The sequence below is a fragment of the Ruania alkalisoli genome (assembly GCF_014960965.1).
Lineage (GTDB): Bacteria > Actinomycetota > Actinomycetes > Actinomycetales > Beutenbergiaceae > Ruania > Ruania alkalisoli.
This window is the reverse complement of record NZ_CP063169.1, coordinates 2,676,419-2,690,784: the sequence shown is the minus strand read 5'-3', so window position 1 is coordinate 2,690,784 and position 14,366 is coordinate 2,676,419. Positions and strand designations below refer to the sequence as shown.

Below are 14,366 nucleotides of genomic sequence, written 5' to 3'. Positions count from 1 at the left end.
TCGCGTCCGGACCGCTCTCCCTCCAGTACCTCCGCCACCGCGCCTTGCGGGTGCGCTCGAAGGAGATCATGGGCGCCGTCGAGGGTGGTGAGCGATACACCGTCACGCGGGACGGTCGCGAGATCGCCGAGCTGGTCCCGCTGAGGCAGCGACGCACTTTCGTCTCGCGAGCCGACTTCGTCCGCGTTTCACGCCTCGTGCCGTCGACGTAGCGCTCACCAAGGTGGGGCGAGGCGCCCACGAGTGGCGCTCCACGTGAGTGGAGAACGCCGAACCGCGTGGGCGTTGCGCCGGTGGCCATGTGCAGACGCTAGAGTAGTTCGTGTGCAGACATTAGAGTAATAAGTGTGCAAGCGGTAGAGTAGTGCAATGGACTACGGCGAGCGGGTCATCGATACCGTGCTGGACGAGGTCCAGCCTCTCTTGCGTGCTGTGTCCGTGCACGGCCCCAAGGGCGTGGGAAAGACTGCGACCGCGAGTCGCCGGGCGCGCACCATCTTCGATATGAGTCAGGTCGGCCAGCGAGAGATCGTGATGGCCGACCCGCGTGTACTGGTCCGCACACCTGGGCCCGTACTCATTGACGAGTGGCAACGACTTCCCGAAGTCTGGGAGCACGTCAGGCGGGCCGTCGACGACGGTGTTCCCAATGGCCATTTCCTGATCGCTGGAAGTTCGGCCCCCCGCGGGGCGACGGTTCACTCAGGTGCGGGACGGATCGTGCCGTTGCGCATGCGTCCGCTCAGCCTGGCCGAACGTGACCTCACACCACCGTCGGTCAGCCTGACCAGACTGCTCGACGGCGAGCGCGAGTTGCACGGCACCACTGATGTGGAGTTGTTGGAGTATGTCGAAGAGATCACCGCGTCGGGCTTTCCAGGGATTCGATCCCGGCCGGATCAGGTCCGGGGGATCGAGCTTGACGGCTATCTCGAGAACGTGATCCAACGGGAGTTCCCGGAGCAGGGCTACCAGGTTCGCCGCCCTGAGTCCCTGCGCGCATGGTTGGCTGCCTACGCGGCAGCGACATCGTCGACCACGTCGTACACGAAGATCCTCGACGCGGCCACGCCAGGGTTGGCCAACAAGCCGGCCACGGAGACGACCATCGTCTATCGCGACGCGCTGTCTTCCCTCTGGCTGATCGACCCGGTACCGGCTTGGATGCCCGGGCACAACCACCTGGAGCGCCTGGGTCGGGCGTCGAAGCATCAGCTGGCTGATCCGGCGTTGGCTGCGCGACTGCTCGGCCTGGACGCTCGCTCCTTGCTCCGGTCCGACACCAGGCGCGAGAACCTCGTCCAGGGGACCATCCTCGGCGCACTCTTCGAGCACTTGGCAACCATGAGCGTTCACACCTACGCCGCCGCGGCACAGGCCCGCGTCAGTCATCTGCGTACCAATGGCGGTCGGCATGAGGTCGATCTCATCGTCCATCGTCCCGACGGCGCATTCGTTGCTCTCGAGGTCAAACTCTCTGACCGGGTGGTCGATTCTGACGTGCGTCACCTGCACTGGCTGCGGGAGCAAGTCGGCTCCGACATGGTGGACGCGGTGGTTCTCCATTGCGGCACGCACGCGTATCGGCGCGCGGACGGAGTCGGCGTCGTCCCTTTGGTGCTCCTCGGGCCCTGAATCACGCCAGTCTCCCGAGGTCGAACATTCGCTGAGGCTCGATCGAACTCCTGCTGTTGGGCCGTCGGCGCGGAGTGGCTGCGGTGGTTGATGTCACCCCGGCCCTACCAAGCCGGGACGACCTCGATCCCGGCACGTCGCAGCGCCCGGTGGAAGACGTCGTCGCGGAGCAGACGCAGCTCCCAGAGCCGCTTGCGCGCCTCCGCTACCGGTAACCAATGCGCAGCCGAGGGCGGGGACGGGTGTGTGATCAGCTCAGAAGTCCCGGCAGGTAGCCGGCGCAGCTGGGCCAGCACCTCGGTGCGCAACTGCGCATAGCTGAGCACCATCGGACCCGGCAGCCACGAGCTGACCAATACCTCCGGCAGCCGTACCCGCAGGGCATCGGCTCGCTGCACGGCGCTGCGGTGGGCGCGGCGGAGCCCGCGGACGGCGAGTCCCAGGGTCCGGCTCAGCCTCCGGGGCATGCGGAAGTCCAGTCCGTTCGCGGCGCAGAAGTCGACGGCGTCTCCGGCCATCGAGCGTCCGTACAGTCCGTACAGGGTGCCCGAGTGCGAGTCCAACCCGGCCGGCCGCATCCCGGACCGGCGCATCCAGTCGAGTTGGGCGAGCAGTTCGCGAGTCACGTCGGGCATGGACGCGCGCCGTTCGGCGTGCGCCGGGTCGAGCGCGAACTTCCCACGGGCGTCGGTCAGGGTGCCGACTCCTGGGGCGAGCGGGCCCCACGCCGGCAGTCCCCGCGCCGATGAGAACGTGATGTGCAGTCGAGGCTGCGTCAGGCCGGCTGCCTTGAGCCGGCGAACAGCGTCCTCGGCAGCGGAGGCCACCGGGATGAGCGTGGTCGCCGAGATTGCGCGTTCGCGCAGCAGTTCGACGATGGTCGCATTCGTCTCCGGATCGACACCGAGGTCGTCCGCCGTGATCACGAGTCTTCGCTGCATCACCGGTCCATCGCGCGGAGGAAGGGTCTCCTTCAGGATACGCCGGCCGGTCCGCGCACATCTCGCCTGGCGTTCTCGCGTGACGAATTGCCTGCCGACGGGTCGTATCAATGGCGGACCGCTGCACACCTATGGGGCAACGGCCAGTGGAAAGGCGGGAGACAAGATGTGGACTGACTCAACGTGGGGCGTGCTGGTGCTGCGGCTGGCGGTACTGGCGGGGATGACGGCGTTGCTGACGGCCAACGTGTTGCGCGACGTCGGGATCTGAGCGACCTCTGCCGCCGCGGGCAGCAGCCCGCCACGGCTGAGCCCATAGACTGGTCGCGATGACTCACTCGCGCGCTGCGGGCGCTTATCAGCGCGCCGTCCTGGCCTTTCGCAACCCGACGCTCGATCTCCTGCACGGCCGGTACGCACCCTTCGTCGTAGCGACCCTGTCGCTCGTCTTCACGGCTGAGCGCACGGCGGTCGCGATCAGTGACGCACATGTGGAGGTTGCTGAGATCGTCGACGAACTGCGGGCGGCCGGCTACGACGAGGACGAGCGCAGCCTGCCCGCCGGAAACGGTCGCGAGATCTGCCGGTACTGGGTGCGGGTGGGGTGGCTCGTGCCGCAGATCAAGGACGACGTCGAGGTGTACCGCCTCTCTGCTCAAGCGGTGGGCGCTCTGGAGATCGCCGGTCGCGCGGGCGGCGGTCGTGCCCGCGTGTCGCGCTCGCGGGTGCGCACGTTGCTCGACTCGATCGACACTCTCGCGCGCGACGCCGAGGCCGATCCGGAGAAGCGCCGGGCCCGGTTGCTGGCCGAGCGCGACGCCATCGACGCCGAGCTCGCCCGGCTTGAGGAGGACCAGTTCGAGCCGGCCGACGACGAGCAGCTCCTCGAAGAGGCCGAGAACGTCCTCCACCTCACCCGCGAGCTCCCGGCGGACTTCTCGCGGGTCGCAGAGTCGATCGCCGCCATGCAGCGTGATGTCGTCGCCGATCTGCGCCGGGATGTGCGCCCGACCGGGGAGGTGCTGCGCGAGTACCTCGAGCGAGGGCAGCACATCATGCAGTCCACCCCCGAGGGCCGCGCCTTCTCCGGTGCGTTGCGGCTCATCGGAGACCCTGACCGCATCGACCAGCTCACTGACCAACTCCACCGTCTGCTCGTGCAGCCGTTCGCCCGTCTCATGGCCCGCGACCAGCAGGTCGAGCTCGGTGCGATCGCCCGGCGCGTCGAACAGGGTGTCGAGGAGGTGCTCACCGCACAGCGGCGCGCCTCGCACGTGATCACCTCCCAGGTGCGCACGCACGACCCGGTCCGTGACCGCGAGGTCGACGATCTGCTCCGCGGCGCGATGTCCGCGCTGCAGGAGTGGACCCGGCACGCCGGGCCGGCGCAGAAGGCCGAACCGCTCCGCGGCTTCCCCGTGGCCCACGTGGCGGACCTGCGCCGCTCCCTCAGCGATCCGAGCCCACCCCGCGTACCGGCCTCGCTGACTGCCAGTGACGACGACCCCGAGTTCGTCGGCGACGACAGCCGGGCCTGGGGTGGCCCGGCCTACCCTGAGCTCGAGGCGTACGCGGCGACCCTCGGCCCGGAGTTCGACCTCGCCACCGCCTTCGCCGGCGCATCCGATGCGACCCGGCGCCCCGTCGATCTCGTGGGGCTGCTCGAGATCGCTCACCGCCGTGGCATGACCGAGAATGATGAGCTGTCCGTCGTCGAGGCGCTGCGCCCCGACGGCACGACGCGCCGATTCGCCTTCGGAGCCGTCACCGCCCGCACCGTGGAGGACCTAGCCGATGACTGACGTTGAGGTGACCACCGAAGACCCCTTCATCGCCCCCGTGGCGATGGAGGACGACCCTGACGCCACCTTCCCCGGTGACCGCGGCGTGCTGGACCCAGCCGTGCGCCGGGTGCTGGTGCGCCTGCTGCAACGGCGCTTCCTGCTCGCCGACCGCAACAAGGAGGACTGGGCCGTCCTCATGGACAACCACCAGGTGGTCGAGTCGCGTCTGCACGATGTGTTCGTGCGCCTCATCGTCGACGTCGAACGTGGCGTTGCGTACAAGCAGCAGGTCCGCTCGGATGACCTCGAGGTGCCGATCCTGTTGCGGGATGAGCCGTACTCGCAGGCCGAGACGCTCGTGCTCGTCTACCTGCGCACGGTGTACCAGCGCGAATCGACGGCGGGGGAGCGGTCCGCGCGTGTGGACGTGGAGGAGGTTGAGCAGACCGTGCTCACCTACTTCCCGGACGCCGACGGCGATATCGCCCGCCGCCAGCGCGCCGTCCGTGCGGCTCTGGCTCGCCTGCGCCAGGACGGCATTGTCGACGAGGAGTCCGAAGGGCGCTACCTCATCAGCCCGCTCGTGGAGATCGTGCTCAGCGCCGACAAGTTACGCGAGCTCACCACCTGGCTGCGCGACCAGACCGAACCCGACCAGATCGAGGCTGACCAGCCTGAACCGGACCAGGCCGAACCGGACCAGACCCAGCCCGACGACCCCCAGCCGGAGGCCGCCTCGTGACCATGCTCGACACCCTCTTCGGGATGATCCCTGCCACCAGCCGTGGCCAGCAGTGGGTCGCGGACGAGATCCAGCTGGTCAACTGGGGCGGCTACGAGGGCGCCCACCGCGTGAGGTTCTCGCCCGACGCCACGCTGCTCGTCGGCGGCTCCGGATCCGGCAAGTCGACCCTCATGGACGCCTACATCGCGCTCATGATGCCGCACACCACCCCGTTCAACGGAGCCTCCAACGGCGGCGTGACGGGCCGGCCGCGCGGCCAGGACCAGCGCAACATCGTCTCCTACGGTCGCGGCAAGATCGACGAATCCCGCACCGAGGACGGAACCCAGGTGCGCGTACTGCGCGGCGACGGTGAGGACACCTGGACCGCCGTCGCGATGACCTGGATCGACCACGACGGGTCCCGGTTCACCGCTGTGCGCGCCTGGTACATCCCGGCCGGCGCGCGCCTGGTCGATGACACCGTGAAGGTACGCGCCACCACGGACGGCGACTTCGACCTGAGCTCGCTGGAGTCCGCGGCGATGCACCGGCTCTCCGATGCGGCCGTGGCCGCGACTGGCCTCGACACCGTGCACACGGATCGGGAGTTCACCGCCCGGCTGCACTCGGTTCTCGGGATCGGCGCCGCCGGCGCCGGTGACAAGGCGATGAGCCTGCTCGCACGCATCCAGGCCGGTCAGCAGATCACCACCGTCGACGAGCTGTACAAGCGCATGGTCCTCGAAGAGCCCGAGACGCTCACCACGGCCGATGCCGTGGTGAGTCACTTCGACGAGCTCGAGAGCACCCGTGAGCGCATGGTGACTGCGCGCAAGCAGGTGCGCATGTTGGAGCCCATCCGGGAGATGAAGGCGCGGATCGGATCCGCGGCCGATCGGCTGCGCCTCATCGACGAGGTCGGGCGCTTCACCGACCCGGAATCTCCCGCCACATTGTGGCGTGCGCAGAAGCGCCTCGGTCTGCTGCGCGACGTCGAAGCGGAACTGCAGTCACGCAAGCGCGCCGCCGATGACACCGCCCGTGCGGCACGGGTGCAGGTGGATGCCGCCGAGCAGCAGCGCGATGCGCTCGCCGAACTCCTGCGCGCCGCCGGAGGCGACCGATTGGTGACGGCGGAGCGAGAGTTGCGTGGTGCCGAACGCCACGCCGAGGAGGTCGCCCGAGAACGCGAGCGCTTCGATCAGATCCTCTACGGGATCGGCGTGACCGCCGAGACCGCCAAGCAGTTCGATGCCCTTGTTGCGCAGGCGCGGGAGAGTCTGGACGATCCGCGTGCGAAGGACACCGCACGCGAGGCCTGGGCGGCGGCCCGGCAGCGCACCGGCGAGATCGACCAGGAGTTGCGCGAACTGGAGGGGGAGTCGGCGCAGGCGGGGGAGCATGACGGCGCGATCCCGACACCGCAGCACGAGGCTCGCCTGTTGCTCGCCGAGGCCGCTGGGCTGGACCTGGCGGACCTGCCGTTCGTCGGGGAACTCATCGAGGTGCGTACCGAGTTCGAACCGTGGCGTGAGGCCTTCAACCTTGCTCTCGGCGGGTTCGCGACGACGCTGCTGATCGACCAGGCGCACCTCGACCGGTTCCGCCGGGCGATCGACAGCGTGCCGACGCGCGTGCGGTTGCGCTATGAAGGGGTGCACACCGGTTCGCCGCGGCTGCCGGAGCTCGATCCACGGCGCATGCCCGGGCGCCTCGACTTCCGTGAGTCGCCGTTCACCGGGTGGTTGCAGGACCGCCTTGACCAGCGATTCGGATTCCTGTGCGTGGACACCGCGGCCGAGTTGACCCGCCACGACATGGCGATGACGATCTCGGGGCAGATCTCTCAGGGTGCCCGCGGTGCGCACGGGGGGCACGGGCGCCGCAACGTGCTCGGTTTCTCCAACCACCGCCGTCTCGACGAACTGTCGGCGGCGATCGCCGACGCGCGGACCCGCCGCACGGCCGCCCTTGAAGCGCAGCAACATGCAGCCCAGGCGCTGGACGACCTGGACGCGCGGCACACCGCCTACGGCAAGCTTGTGGAGCTGACGTGGGCGCAGGTCGACAGCGCATCCGCCGAGGCCGAGCGGGATCGGTGGGCTGGGCTGATCGACGACATCTCGACGGGCAACCCCGAGATCACGAAGCTGCAGCGCCAGCTGGTCGAGGTGAAGTCCACGCTGTCGAAGCTGATGACCTCGGCCGCTCGCGCCGATGGTGAGGTGGAGCGTCTCGGTGAGCAGTGGGCCCTCATCACCGACCAGGTCGATGACGCCCAGTTCCTGCTCGACCGAGCCGAACGCGCCGAGCACACGCTGACCGAGGACCAGTCCGGGTATCTGGAGGAGCGCTTCGCGGTGGTCGCCCCGGTTGAGGGTGCGAGCCGGACGCATGAGCTCGAGCGTTTCGATCTCGCTCTGGAGAATGCCTCTCGTTTGCTCGCCGAGGACCAGGTGGCCGCGCAGACGACGCTCTCGGAGCAGCGCGACGCCCTGCAGCGCACGTTCGAGTCGTTCCTCGAGAGCTGGCCGAACCCGAATCTTCGCGCCGACCCCGACAGCTCCTACGGTGACTTCGAGCGAATCCTCACCGACCTCGAGATCAGCGGGCTGCACCAGCTCGAGGCCGAGTGGAAGGACAGCCTGCTGCAGCTGTCCGGCAACGACCTCACCAACCTCGACTCGACGCTCGGGCGGGCGCTGCGGGAGATCCGCGACCGGATCCAGCCGATCAACCAGATCATGGCCGACCTTCCCTTCTATGACGACGCGCATCGCCTGCAGATCGCCGCACGCGAGACCTCCTCCGAGGCGCGTCGCCGCTTTCGCCGGGAGCTGCGCGAGGTGCGCGGCCTCATCGACAGTGCCGAGACCGACGCCGATCGGGAAGCCGTGTATGGCCGGATGGCGCGGCTGATCGCACGCATGCGGCGCTCGGCTCCAGATTTCGCCGAGCTCGTCGATGTGCGCAACCACGTACGGATCAGCGCGGAGAAGGTGCACGCCGACACGGGAGAGCACGCCGCCCTGTACGACCACATCGGGGAGAAGTCCGGTGGTGAGTCGCAGGAGCTGATCGCGTTCATCGTCGGCGCGGCGTTGCGCTACCAGCTCGGGGACCCCGACTCCGAGCGCCCGCGTTACGCCCCGGTCTTCCTCGACGAGGCGCTGATCAAGGCCGACGCGCACTTCACGAAGCGGGCGATCGGAGCATGGCGGGGCCTGGGATTCCAGTTGATCATCGGCGCGCCGAACGACAAGTACAGCGCGATCGAGCCCCACGTCGATGTGGAGTACGACATCCTCAAGGACACGCGCGGCCGGTCCTGGGCAAAGCCGAAGGTGGCGCTCGTCGGGTGAGTACGCCGTCGCTTCCGGGAATCAATGGCCTGGCTGCCGGGGCGGTGACGTAGCGAAGCCCTCCGCGGCGACCTCCGTCAGCGGAGGACGTCGTCGATGGTGGTGGCCTCATCGAGGTGGTCGACCCAGGCCTCAAGCTGGTCAGGAGTCGCGGACTCGATCCGGGCGGTCTGCTCGGACGTGAGGGGCCCGAACTTCTGGACCAGCAGGCGGGTCATCATCCGGGCACCCTGCTCGGCGCGGCCCTTGGCGACTCCTTCGGCGACTCCTTCGGCGCGTCCTCGTTCGAGTGTGTTGGACATGTAGGCCTCCCGTGCGTCTGGTCCCAGGTCTTCGAAGTAGCGGCGCACCTGCGCCGGTGGAGAGTCGCTGACCTGGTAGGCGTACTCCATGATAATCGTGAACATCCGATCCGCCCGGGTGCGCACCAGGTCCAGCACGTCCGGTGTGAACTGCTCCAGCACCTGAGCCAGGTGTTCCTGCCGGGGAGCGAACCGGAGCATCGCCAACGCCAGCCTGGCCGCCGGAGTCAACGGCGCCGCCAGCAACTCCTCCACCTCCACTCCGGTCAGATCCTGGAGCACGAACTGATGCCGGGGCAGGAATGAACCCAGCGCTTGCTCGGAGGCAGCGTCATACAGCCCGTCCATGGCCGTGGGCGTGTTCCAACGGCGCCGGCCTTGATAGACCACCACCGGCAGGACCGGCGGCAGCGTCCTGGCCGCCGCCCCGGGACCAGTGCGGCGTGGTTGGTGCGGGTCGTCGGACTCGGCGCCGACGTCGAGGTGGCGCCACCAGATCCGGGTGACGTAGTCCAACACTCGCAACGCCATCAACGGGTCCGGGCTGGACTGGTGCTCGACCAGCACATACACCAGTGCGGGGTCACCGTTGAGGCGGGTGGAGAACAGCAGGTCGGTGTGGCGCTGACGCATCTCCTCGTCCACGAAGCTGCCCGGCTCCAGTCGCAGCCCGTCCAGGTCCAGGCTTCCCGTGATGTGCGCAGGCAGCACCGAGGTCAGCACCGACGCCGCATTCGCCGGCACTCCCACCACCGCCCGGAACATCGCATCATGCGGGCACATGGCCCAGTGCCGAACTCGACGCACCCGGGCCGTGGCGCGCCCGCCACGGACCGGGCGGAGCCCGTGCCTACGAGGCTGCGGGCGGGGGCGATCGGAGGTCGATCGTGCGCCCCGGTCGGTCGTGGAGCGGGGAGATGGCGCGTAGGTTGCGGATCGTGGTGTCGGCAATCCGGATGCCACCGGGGATACCTGCGACAGCCTCGCGTGCCTGCTCCAGTGCACCAGGGAGCGCCGCGAGAACGCCTGCAACGACTTCATGCGACTCCTCAGCCTCCAGCCCGAGGCGCTCTCCCTCGCGCGCGATCACGGCGGGGTGCATCTCGCGAATCAGGTAGCTGTCGCCGATCCGCATCGGGAATGACAGGGGCTCCGTGAAGGCGGCGTCCTCGGGATGCTCGTAGGGGGTGATGGAGAGGACGTCGTATGTCGGGGCGAGGTGGACGCTGGCACCATCGAGCAGCAGGGAGTAGTTCTTGGCGTGCGCGTCGGTGTTCACCAGGGCGATGTTCAGCGTCAGCAGTGCCAGGAAGTCGCGCGCGGTCGCGATCCGGTCCGTTGGTGACAAGCGCAGACGCAGCAGCTCACCGATCGCCCCAACACCCGGCCCACCGTCGCGATGCTGGTACTTCTTCTCCGGCGGGACCGACAACGCTTGGCACAGGTCCTCCTGGTGATCGCGGTGCACGAGTCCGTCCGTGCCGAGGTGTCGGTCGTACCGCTGGACGACCAGCGACCGCAGCTGCCCATCGGGCGAGGTCCACATGCGGGCATCCGGTGTGCGCAGCCCGGCGTGCCGGGCCACGGCGAGGCTGAACATCTCCAGCGTCGACAGGTCGGGGAACCGTTCGTCGGCGACGGTGCGCGGTGTTGTGTACTCCGGCTTGAGGATGTGGGTGGTCGGTGCCCCGGGGCCGGGTCGCGCCCAGGTTCCGTCAGGCATAGCGACCAGGGCGAGCTTGGGTTGGGCGCCGGCCAGGCTCAACCTCAGTCGCTCCCTTCCCCGCAGCGGCCGTCCCGTCCGGTACGCGTCAATGACTGTGGCCAGGTCGCGCGCGAGTTCCTCGTCGCTGACCGACGTCAGCAGGGATCGGTTCGCGGTAGCGTCCGAGCTCTCCTGCCCAGGCGGCAGGAACTGCAGTGCTCCGGCGACGTCGCCGCCGATGTGCTCGAGGATCGCGAACGGGGACCGTGCCGAGACTTGGTAGGTCGTAGCGAGAGAGGCCAAGGCCTGCTCATTGTCGGGAAGCAAGCCCTGGATGAAGGGCAGCGCGGCGCGCTGACGATGCCGGCCGGTCACTGTGGGCATCGACAGGGACAGTGGCGTGGCACCGGGGCTGCCGCGGTAGTCCTCGTCGTAGGTGAAGGTGATGTTGCCCGCGCCGGTCAAGGTGAGTGACCCGGCGCGAGTGCCGTCCATGTGGACGTCCAGGTGACGGTCGGCCATCGCTACTCACGCTCGTGCTTGATGTCGAGAGTGAGATCAAGGTGGGCGAGGACGTCCAGGATGCGGGGCATCTCGGCGCTGGTGCGTCCGGACTCGACCTTGATGAGCCACTCACGGGAGACACGAGCACGGCGGGCGAGCTCGGCCTGAGTGAGACTGGCTTGCTCGCGGGCATCGCGGATGACAGCGCCAACCTCAGCCATGGTGCGTACCCTCACGACCGACCTCCCTGTGTGTCTCCTGGTCCACTTCTACGATTGTGTATCACAATACACATCCGCGGAAGTGGACTACAAGCCACACGATCTGCGGCCGAGCTCGACGCATCGACCCATGTTCCAGGCGTCGTCCCAAGCCGAAACCCTGGTCGATGCCTGGAGCCTCGGTCGGAGCACGCTGATGTCCTCTGCTGTGCCCACCAGTCTGCTGCCCACCCGCCGTGCTCGCGCCCACCTTGCCCACCCCCAGATCTCCGTGCTACCGTCCTGGAATCGTTTCCAATGGAATCGTTTCCAATGTCGTGGATGAAACCCGGAGGCACCAGATGGGCCGAGTCACCATCGCTGATGTGGCCAAGCGGGCGGGCGTCTCGCTCGCCTCCACCTCGCGCGCCCTCAACGGCCAGGTGGCCAGCGCCGCCACGGTGGAGAAGGTCCGCGCCGCGGCCGCCGAGCTCGGCTACATCCCGGACTCGGCCGCCCGCAGCCTGCGCACTCGCCGCACCGGTCAACTCGCGTTCGCGGTCGCCGACATCGGCAACCCGGTCTACGTGGAGATGATGCGCGAGATCGAATCCGTGGTCGCCGCCGAGGATTACCGCTTGGTGGTCTCCCGCACCGGTGACGCCGACGCGACCGTCGACCTCGTCCGTGACCTCAACCGCGGCTACGTCGACGGCCTCATCCTCTCCCCGCTGCGCGTGACCGACGCCCTGGTGACCGCCCTCGAGGCCTCCACCGTGCCTGCCGTCGTCATCGGACGCCTGCCCGACGGCGCCGGTGTGGACACCGTGATGGCCGACTCCGAAGGGGGAGTGGCCCTCGCGGTTGAGCACCTCGTGACCGGTGGAGCCCGCCGCATCGCTTTCCTCAACGGCCCCGCCGACACCACGCCGGGACGGTTCCGCCATGCCGGGTTCCTGCGCGCGGTGGCCGAGAGGAACGACCTCGTCAGTGCCGAATATTCTGCCGAGGACTTCACCATCGAGGCCGGGTACGCCGCCGCCTCAGCGATGTTCGACTCCGCAGAGGACCCCTGGGATGCGGTGATCGCCGTCAACGACCTCGTCGGCATCGGCATCATGCACGCCGCTGCCACCCGCGGCCTCACCGTCCCGACCGACCTCGCCGTGGTCGGCATCGACAACACCTCCCTCACCGAGGTCAGCCACCCGGGCCTGACCAGTGTGGACCTCGGTTCGACCCGCCGTGGCCGCAAGGCTGCCCAGCTGCTGCTGGCCCGGATGGAAGACCCCGAGCTGGCGCCGCGCGCGGTGCGCGTGCCGCCCTCGCTGCAGGTGCGTGGATCCACGACGGCGCAGCCCTCCTCGGTCAGCAGGTTCGCCTCGGGTGAGGGGAGGCCACGGTGAGCGCACCCGCTCCAGCCCTGGCTCCGCCGTCGGGCGGCTCACCCCGCCGGAAGGCGGGCCTGGGCCCGCGGCAGAAGGCCGAACGACGCGAGGCCATCGCGCTGGTGATCCCGGCCCTGCTGCCGATCATCGTGTTCTCGATGATCCCGCTGCTGGCGGGCGTCTACCTCGGGTTCACCAACGCCACCCTGGCGCGCAACGCCGAGATCGAGTTCATCGGCTTCGACAACTTCGTCCAACTCGCCCAAGACAAGCAGTTCTGGGACTCCTTCGGCATCGGCCTGGTGTGGGCCGGGTCGGTGGCTGCGCTCACCGGGATGAGCGCGATCGCGCTGGCGCTACTGCTGAACTCGAAGCTGCGCTTCAAGTCCCTCACCCGGATCATCGTGCTGATTCCATGGGCGATGCCGCCGGTGGTCACCGGGATCCTCTGGCGGATGATCTACGACGTCAACTCCGGGCCGCTGAACGCGGCGCTGGGCTGGTTCGGGATCGAGAAGGTGAACTGGCTCGGCGATTTCTCCACCGCGTTGCCGGCAGTGATCGTGGTGGGCATCTGGTCCGGGCTGCCGCAGACCACGGTGCTGCTGCTGGCCGGGATGCAGTCCATCCCGGGGGAGTTGCACGAGGCCGCCGCACTGGACGGGGCGAACGGGGCGCGCCGGTTCTGGCACGTGACCCTTCCGGGCCTGGCGCCGGTGCTGATCGCCATCACCAGCATCGACTTCATCTGGAACTTCAACGACTTCGGCATCGTCTACGTGCTCACCGAGGGCGGACCGGGCGGCCGGACCATGATCCCGCCGCTGTTCACCTACCTGGAAGCCTTCCGCAACCGCGAGATCGGGTACGCCTCGGCGATGGGTGACGTGCTCGTGCTGGCGATCCTGCTGATCCTGAGCATCTACCTGGTGAACCAGTTCCGGCAGAACAAGGAAGGGCGGTGATGGACAGATGAACACCAACATGAAGACGCCCCTGCCGGTGACCGTGCTGCAGTATGTGGCCCTCGGCGGGTTCCTGCTCTTCCTGGGCTTCCCGGTGCTGTGGATCGTCTCCGCCTCGTTCAAGTCCTCCGCGGAGCTGAACTCCCTGAGCGCGAACCTGATCCCGAACGAGTGGGTGTTCACCAACTTCACCACCGCGCTGGAGCGGCAGAACCTGCTCAGCTCGGCCGGGAACTCGTTCCTGGTGGCGGTGAGCACGATGGTGATCGCGGTGATCGTCACGCTGCCGATGTCCTATGCGCTGGCCCGGTTGCGCGGGAAGCTGCGCGCGGCCGGCACCGTGTGGATCCTCGCCACCCAGGTGTTCCCGCAGATCCTGATCATCATCCCGTTGTTCCTGGTGCTGCGGACGTTGATGCTGAACGACACCCTGCTCGGGCTGATCCTCGTCTATGTCACGTTCACGCTGCCGTTCACGCTGTGGATGATGCAGGGCTATGTGGCCGCCGTGCCGCGTGAGCTCGAGGACGCCGGTTCGATGGACGGCGCGAGCCGGTTCAAGGTGCTGGTGCACATCGTGTTCCCGCTGCTGCGGCCCGGGCTGATGGCCACCGCGATGTTCACGTTCGTCTCGGCGTGGAACGAGTTCTTCCTCGCCCTCGTGCTGCTGCAGAGCCCGGAGCTGTTCACGCTCCCGATCACGCTGCGTGCGTTCCTCGGTGCCGAGGGGCAGACCCAGCTGGGTCCGCTCGCCGCCGGTGCCGTACTCGCGACGATCCCCTCCCTGATCGTCTTCTCCTTCCTCCAGAAGAAACTCACCGGCGGGATGCTCGCCGGTGCCGTCAAGGGCTGA

Annotated in this window: 12 protein-coding genes; 8 read left to right on the top strand and 4 right to left on the bottom strand. The window is 68.3% G+C overall.

The window, feature by feature from the left end:
* The first annotated feature begins 50 nt into the window (after positions 1-50).
* The gene (locus IM660_RS11920) at positions 51-212 is read left to right on the top strand and encodes a type II toxin-antitoxin system prevent-host-death family antitoxin (protein WP_281389239.1); all 162 of its coding nucleotides are present in this window, start codon (positions 51-53) and stop codon (positions 210-212) included.
* Between the two features lie 157 nt (positions 213-369).
* Positions 370-1,635: an ATP-binding protein gene (locus IM660_RS11915; RefSeq protein ID WP_193495763.1), complete on the top strand. Its 1,266-nt coding sequence runs from the start codon at positions 370-372 to the stop codon at positions 1,633-1,635.
* 104 nt (positions 1,636-1,739) lie between these two features.
* Here the strand turns inward: IM660_RS11915 and IM660_RS11910 are convergent, their stop codons facing one another.
* Positions 1,740-2,576: a ChbG/HpnK family deacetylase gene (locus IM660_RS11910; RefSeq protein WP_193495762.1), complete on the bottom strand. Its 837-nt coding sequence runs from the start codon at positions 2,574-2,576 to the stop codon at positions 1,740-1,742.
* A gap of 329 nt (positions 2,577-2,905) precedes the next feature.
* On the opposite strand from IM660_RS11910, the gene IM660_RS11905 reads away from it, so the two are divergent.
* The 3 genes from IM660_RS11905 to IM660_RS11895 are packed head-to-tail and all read left to right on the top strand — an operon-like array spanning position 2,906 to position 8,449.
* Entirely contained in the window at positions 2,906-4,378 is a 1,473-nt protein-coding gene (locus tag IM660_RS11905) for a DUF3375 domain-containing protein (protein ID WP_193495760.1), read from the top strand.
* The gene (locus IM660_RS11900; protein ID WP_193495758.1) at positions 4,371-5,102 is read left to right on the top strand and encodes a DUF4194 domain-containing protein; all 732 of its coding nucleotides are present in this window, start codon (positions 4,371-4,373) and stop codon (positions 5,100-5,102) included. Before IM660_RS11905 ends, IM660_RS11900 begins: the two co-directional genes overlap by 8 nt.
* Entirely contained in the window at positions 5,099-8,449 is a 3,351-nt protein-coding gene (locus IM660_RS11895) for an ATP-binding protein (protein WP_193495757.1), read from the top strand. The genes IM660_RS11900 and IM660_RS11895 overlap by 4 nt, the downstream gene beginning before the upstream one ends.
* A gap of 77 nt (positions 8,450-8,526) precedes the next feature.
* Here the strand turns inward: IM660_RS11895 and IM660_RS11890 are convergent, their stop codons facing one another.
* The 3 genes from IM660_RS11890 to IM660_RS11880 all read right to left on the bottom strand — a co-directional run bounded on the left by IM660_RS11890 (position 8,527) and on the right by IM660_RS11880 (position 11,196).
* Positions 8,527-9,534, bottom strand: a complete 1,008-nt coding sequence (locus IM660_RS11890; protein ID WP_193495755.1) for an Rpn family recombination-promoting nuclease/putative transposase — start codon at positions 9,532-9,534, stop codon at positions 8,527-8,529.
* Between the two features lie 67 nt (positions 9,535-9,601).
* Positions 9,602-10,978, bottom strand: coding sequence for a HipA domain-containing protein (locus tag IM660_RS11885; protein WP_193495753.1), 1,377 nt, complete (start codon positions 10,976-10,978; stop codon positions 9,602-9,604).
* Positions 10,979-10,980: 2 nt separating this feature from the next.
* Positions 10,981-11,196 (bottom strand): helix-turn-helix transcriptional regulator, encoded by a 216-nt coding sequence (locus IM660_RS11880; protein WP_193495751.1) that lies wholly within the window; start codon positions 11,194-11,196, stop codon positions 10,981-10,983.
* Between the two features lie 326 nt (positions 11,197-11,522).
* Between IM660_RS11880 and IM660_RS11875 the strand changes: the two genes are divergently transcribed.
* Genes IM660_RS11875 through IM660_RS11865 form a run of 3 tightly spaced genes read left to right on the top strand, consistent with a single transcriptional unit; the run spans position 11,523 to position 14,366 of the window.
* Entirely contained in the window at positions 11,523-12,566 is a 1,044-nt protein-coding gene (locus IM660_RS11875) for a LacI family DNA-binding transcriptional regulator (RefSeq protein WP_193495749.1), read from the top strand.
* Positions 12,563-13,513 carry a carbohydrate ABC transporter permease gene (locus IM660_RS11870; RefSeq protein ID WP_246464923.1) on the top strand — a complete coding sequence of 317 codons (951 nt, stop codon included), beginning with the start codon at positions 12,563-12,565 and terminating at the stop codon, positions 13,511-13,513. Before IM660_RS11875 ends, IM660_RS11870 begins: the two co-directional genes overlap by 4 nt.
* A gap of 7 nt (positions 13,514-13,520) precedes the next feature.
* Positions 13,521-14,366, top strand: coding sequence for a carbohydrate ABC transporter permease (locus tag IM660_RS11865; RefSeq protein WP_246464922.1), 846 nt, complete (start codon positions 13,521-13,523; stop codon positions 14,364-14,366).

Coding starts and splice junctions, on each gene's coding strand:
- IM660_RS11915 (WP_193495763.1), top strand. CDS start 370: ATGGACTACGGCGAGCGGGTCATCGATACCGTGCTGGACGAGGTCCAG.
- IM660_RS11910 (WP_193495762.1), bottom strand. CDS start 2,576: ATGCAGCGAAGACTCGTGATCACGGCGGACGACCTCGGTGTCGATCCG.
- IM660_RS11905 (WP_193495760.1), top strand. CDS start 2,906: ATGACTCACTCGCGCGCTGCGGGCGCTTATCAGCGCGCCGTCCTGGCC.
- IM660_RS11900 (WP_193495758.1), top strand. CDS start 4,371: ATGACTGACGTTGAGGTGACCACCGAAGACCCCTTCATCGCCCCCGTG.
- IM660_RS11890 (WP_193495755.1), bottom strand. CDS start 9,534: ATGTGCCCGCATGATGCGATGTTCCGGGCGGTGGTGGGAGTGCCGGCG.
- IM660_RS11885 (WP_193495753.1), bottom strand. CDS start 10,978: ATGGCCGACCGTCACCTGGACGTCCACATGGACGGCACTCGCGCCGGG.
- IM660_RS11875 (WP_193495749.1), top strand. CDS start 11,523: ATGGGCCGAGTCACCATCGCTGATGTGGCCAAGCGGGCGGGCGTCTCG.
- IM660_RS11865 (WP_246464922.1), top strand. CDS start 13,521: ATGAACACCAACATGAAGACGCCCCTGCCGGTGACCGTGCTGCAGTAT.